Origin of the sequence: Paraburkholderia sediminicola (assembly GCF_046026895.1) — a bacterium.
In the GTDB taxonomy this organism is placed as follows: Bacteria; Pseudomonadota; Gammaproteobacteria; order Burkholderiales; family Burkholderiaceae; genus Paraburkholderia; species Paraburkholderia sediminicola_C.
This window is the reverse complement of the sequence record NZ_JAQQEU010000168.1, coordinates 1-4563: the sequence shown is the minus strand read 5'-3', so window position 1 is coordinate 4563 and position 4563 is coordinate 1. Positions and strand designations below refer to the sequence as shown.

Here is a 4563-nt window from a genome sequence, read left to right as displayed (position 1 = left end):
GTGCGTTAATACGCGGTGGGGACGCACCGAAGCAAGCGGCCGCCAATCTTGCAGCGCTTGTGCGGAATGGCGAGTTTTGTCCGATGAGCGTAGCGAATGCCACTCCCGTGAAGTGACGGTCGCGTCGACAAATTTCGGCTGAGAGAGTGTGAAGTCACGTGAACGCCCCGTATGTCCGGATTATCGGATGCTCGGTACCAGATAAATAGAAGCTGTGGATTAATACGGGGGCGTGATGACAACGCTTTACGACATTCTCGAAGAGGTGGCGCCAAAAAGGGCGTTATTCACCTCCTACACCTATTCATCGGTCTGGTTTGAGGCGGGACCCTATCCGCTTTTGCGCAAGGGAGATTGCGAGCAAATCACGGTCATGCTGGACGCGCGCGAGGCGCGACATAGCGTGGACAATTCTTCGAGTCGCTTCGGGGGGAGCCGCTATCGGGTTGTCAGCACCACACCGACCAAAGAGGGCAAGGGCGGAGGCATCTTTCATCCCAAGATTGCCTACCTCGAATCCGATGACGGCGATGTGTTCGTGGTCAGCAGCGCCAACCTGACGACCCAGGGGCAGAGCCGGTCATTGGAAGTGCTGGATGCCGTTTCGGCGAGCACAGACCCTATGGTCTTTGGTCAGATTGCAGACTTCTTTGAGTTGTTGCCGGCGCGTCTTAATTTGTTGGCCCGTGAGGACGAGGAAATCCTCGCCCGGTTTGCCCGGAGGGCGCGAGCGCAACACGACCAATATGCCGCCAATGCGGTTGGGCCGCAGAGGGTGTGGTTGGTGACAACGTTGGTGGATGACGCAGGCGCGCAGTTCGTTGACGTTGCCCGACAGAACCTGGCCGCGCCCAGGTCACTGACCGTACTTTCGCCGTATTTCGACCAGGATGTTGGTGCCGTCGTCCGACTGCGCGACAAGCTGGGCGTTAAACAGGTCCGATACGGCTTGGCTCGTAGGGATGACCAGCTGATTGCTCCTTTCCAGGAGGACATTCCCAATGGAAACAGGCCGGTACATTTCATAGAGCCGCCGGATAACGACCGGCCTTTACATGCAAAGTGGTTCGAATTGGTGGACGTCGAGGGCGAAGCGCTTGTGATGACCGGGTCGGTTAATGCGACGCAACAGAGCCTCTGGAACACAAACAACATTGAGGTCTCACTGTTGCGCCATGTGACCCAGTCCACGACAGCGGCCTGGACGAAGACGAACGCCCCCCCGCGCTACATCCCTTGTGAGTATCCGGCACCCCTGGCGGCGGACGATACGGCGAGTGCCGTCGCGCACATTACGCGCAACTATGTTCTGGAGGTTCGTTGTTATCCTGTGCCGGCCGCGCAGGAGGTTCAGCTTGATTTGTACCACGGCAACCAGCACCTGCCGCCTTTGACCGGCACGTTGGACACGCGAGGGCAGGCCTCGGTGAAAGTGAGCGAAAAGCTGGTTCGCGGCTTGCCGGACATAGCGCTGTGGCTGACCGTGACGGGAGCCAATTTTGAGGCGACGACCTGGGTCAATGTCGAACCGCAGCTCATTGCCAAGCCCACGCATGTTGACCTGTTCAAATCGATTGGGCGGATTGAAGACGACGTCTACGACGAAGAAGATGCGTACCTGGTCTTCAATGCTGGGCACTTGCTTCTGACTCAGCGCAAGCTGAACAACAAGGGAGGGGCGCAGCGCACGGTGGTTGAGCCAACCGCGAACGGAACGGAAGACCCGTTGGTATCGGAGGCACAGTGGCTTGCGGGACAAGGCTCCGGGACGAAGAAGAGTGCCCAGCCTAGCGCGGAGGCAATTCGCATCTTTGAGGCTTTGCGTAAGTTCCTCGATATGAGCGATGCCGAATTTGAACAGGCCTTTTCCACGAACGGGAAAGACGACGGAGGCACTGAATCTGAGGATGAAGAAGAACCCGATACCGATTCTGTCGGTGATGGGGACGAAGGCGTTTCGAAGGATGAGCGGCGTGTCAACAAGAAGCGGCAACAGCGCAGGCAATCGGTGGCGCAAGCCCGGGCCGCCGTTCAACTGGCCATAGACCGACGGCTGATGCGACCCATGCCGGATGCTTTGGCCATTCTGGCTATCCCGCAAAAAATCAGAAATCATCTGCGAGCAGGGATGCCACTGGCGCTTCGTGGCGTCGACACAGGTCGTGAGCCTCCTACAGAGGCCATCCCAGCGAACCTGTCTTCACCCATGATGGGGGTGCTGTCGACGTTGATGAGCCTGCGCTTTGGGCCGTCGGCTCTCAACAATCTCTTGCCGATGGCGGCGGGCGCCGGGGCCATTACGGCACTGTGCAATGAGCGGCGTGGGCTCCCCGTCAATTACGACCAAATTCGGTCGTGTATCGAAATCTTCGCGCACCGGCAGCTTTCGGAAACGGACTATCAAGGCTTGCTGGAAACGGAATGGCGCGAAGGGCGCCTCCCGTCCATGCGCATTTTCGAAATCAGGGATTTGTTTGAGCAGACTCGGCGCATTGCCTGTGCGCCACGAGTCGAAGACCGCATCGATAGCGTGCTGGCGCTGGCGCTGGAGAATCCGAAGAGCCCTGTACCGGAAGACAGGAAAGACGTCGAGTATGTGGTTCAGGCGCTGCGGCATTCGCCCGGGCGTAACCACAGGCTTTACTCTGTCATCGTGACAGAGGAAGTCCCGGAGACCGTAGCTTGCCCGCAGTGCTACTCCACGCTGGATAAGGATGAGTTCAAGAAGCTGAAGTCTGTACGCATGGCTGTTTGTCAGGACCGCTGCAAGCGGCCGGTCTTTCTTAAATTTGGCCTTGCTGCGAGCCGTCCGCTTTTGCGCGAGAACGAGGCCTGTGTCAGGCAAATCCGAGCGACAACTTGTGACGAAGGAGAGGCTCAATGATTCCGGCTGGACCGACTTTTACGGCTGTGCCGCAGCGCTCCAGTGCGGGCGATTTCCTTGGCATGGGCGCCATCGGAGAGCGGATGTATGGTGGTGTGTTCCCGGGGCTGAACAACGCTGCTCGCCACATTCGTCCCTATGCAGCCCTCTGCTGGATGGTGCACACCCTGCATCAGCGCGCATTCTCGAATGGCAAGGCGGACATCGGGACGCTGCGGGAAGATACGCAACTGGGCATCTGGAAGATTCAACTCTTGCTCAACTGGGTCGCCAAGCTCGATGAGGTGCAAGGCTATCCGGGCTACGACCGCTTTGAAGATGACCCTGGAGAAGTGGAACTGCGCAAAGAAACATGGCCGAACATCAAGGTGTCGTTCTGGGATACGGCCTGGTACAAGCCCAGTCTGCTGAACGGCCTGCGTTTTCTCAATGCGGGAACGAAGGAGTGTCGCGGAACGTATTCGTGTACGGCGGCCGGGATAGCGCTGGCCGAAGCCTACGGCGAGGAGGTGCAGGCGTTGGGGGAGGCAACGGCTAAATGGCTGGCCGACCCGCATGAATTGCGATGCACAAAGAAACGTCTCCAGGCGCTCAGGCCTGTGCTTGAGCTGGAGAACCCCTCGACGGGGGAGCAGAAGGCCTTCATGCGGCAGTATTTTGCAGTGGAGTTCGACCGCCCTTCAGAGGGCGGCCGGAACCGTCGGATGGGCTTGATGCTGGCGCTCCGAACTCTCCATACTTTGCAGCAGGAAGAGGCCAGCACGACGATGGAAGACATCCGTCATGCCATGGCGGCGGGCTGTACGCCGGGAGGAACGCCTGTCGACGCTACAGGCCTGGAAGGCATCCGTTTGCAATGGTCCATTCTGCAGGTTCGCGCATTGCAGCGGTTGGCTATGGAGACTTTGCTCGCGCTGGCCGAACGGCATATCCTGCTCGCGGAGCAGACGGGTGCGGCCAGGCAGAAGGAAGATATCGCGGACGCGATTGCCGCCTATCTGAAGCACGCAAAGGAAAACGAGGTGCTGCCGACTATCCAGGGGAACTACGACTGGGCGAAAACGGAGCAGGGCGCATACAAGACGCTGCAGGCGGCGGGCTTGGTCGGGGGCAACCGCCACCTTGGGATTGCAGCGCTCAAGGCGGAGCTTCGCGGCAGTGTTGGTATGGACCAGGCCAACTGGCCTTTCCATGCCCAGCAGGCCATCTGGACGCTGATTGTCTGTGCGATTGAAGCCGAAAATTTGTCGCAGGAGAAAGGCGCCAAGCGACTCTTGGACTGGGATGCGGGCAAACTTTCACTCAACGGTCTTCGTCAGGCCATGATTGCCTACAAGAATGAGCCGACCGAGAAGTTCACCTGGCATGTGGTGCGGCACTTTGTGATTGAGCAGCACCTCAGCGTTGCGACGGAGCGGTCGGTTGTGGGGCTTGATGGCAAGCAACGGTTTGTGTTCTCTCCGGAGCGGGACGGACTGGCCCGTTTTGCGGAGGCGGGCGCCGCACGCTTTGTGGACGCGCAGGAATCGGCTGACATCCTTTTCCACGCGCTCCTCTTGCTGAGGAATTGCGGAAAGCTGCTATTCACACCAGTCGAGGACGGCCCGGCCTATGCGGAGCGCCTCGATGGTACGTTCACCCTGAATAAAGCAGGGCGAAAGCTCTTGGAAGAGGCGGTC

2 protein-coding genes are annotated in these 4563 nt (G+C 59.0%); both read left to right on the top strand.

The window, feature by feature from the left end; translation table 11 throughout:
- Positions 1-235: 235 nt before the first annotated feature.
- Positions 236-2884, top strand: coding sequence for a phospholipase D-like domain-containing protein (locus PQR02_RS39690; protein WP_408243268.1), 2649 nt, complete (start codon positions 236-238; stop codon positions 2882-2884).
- Positions 2881-4563 (top strand): hypothetical protein (locus PQR02_RS39685; RefSeq protein WP_408243267.1); only part of this gene is annotated, 1683 nt, incomplete at its 3' end. The genes PQR02_RS39690 and PQR02_RS39685, both read left to right, overlap by 4 nt.

Coding starts and splice junctions, on each gene's coding strand:
- PQR02_RS39690 (WP_408243268.1), top strand. CDS start 236: ATGACAACGCTTTACGACATTCTCGAAGAGGTGGCGCCAAAAAGGGCG.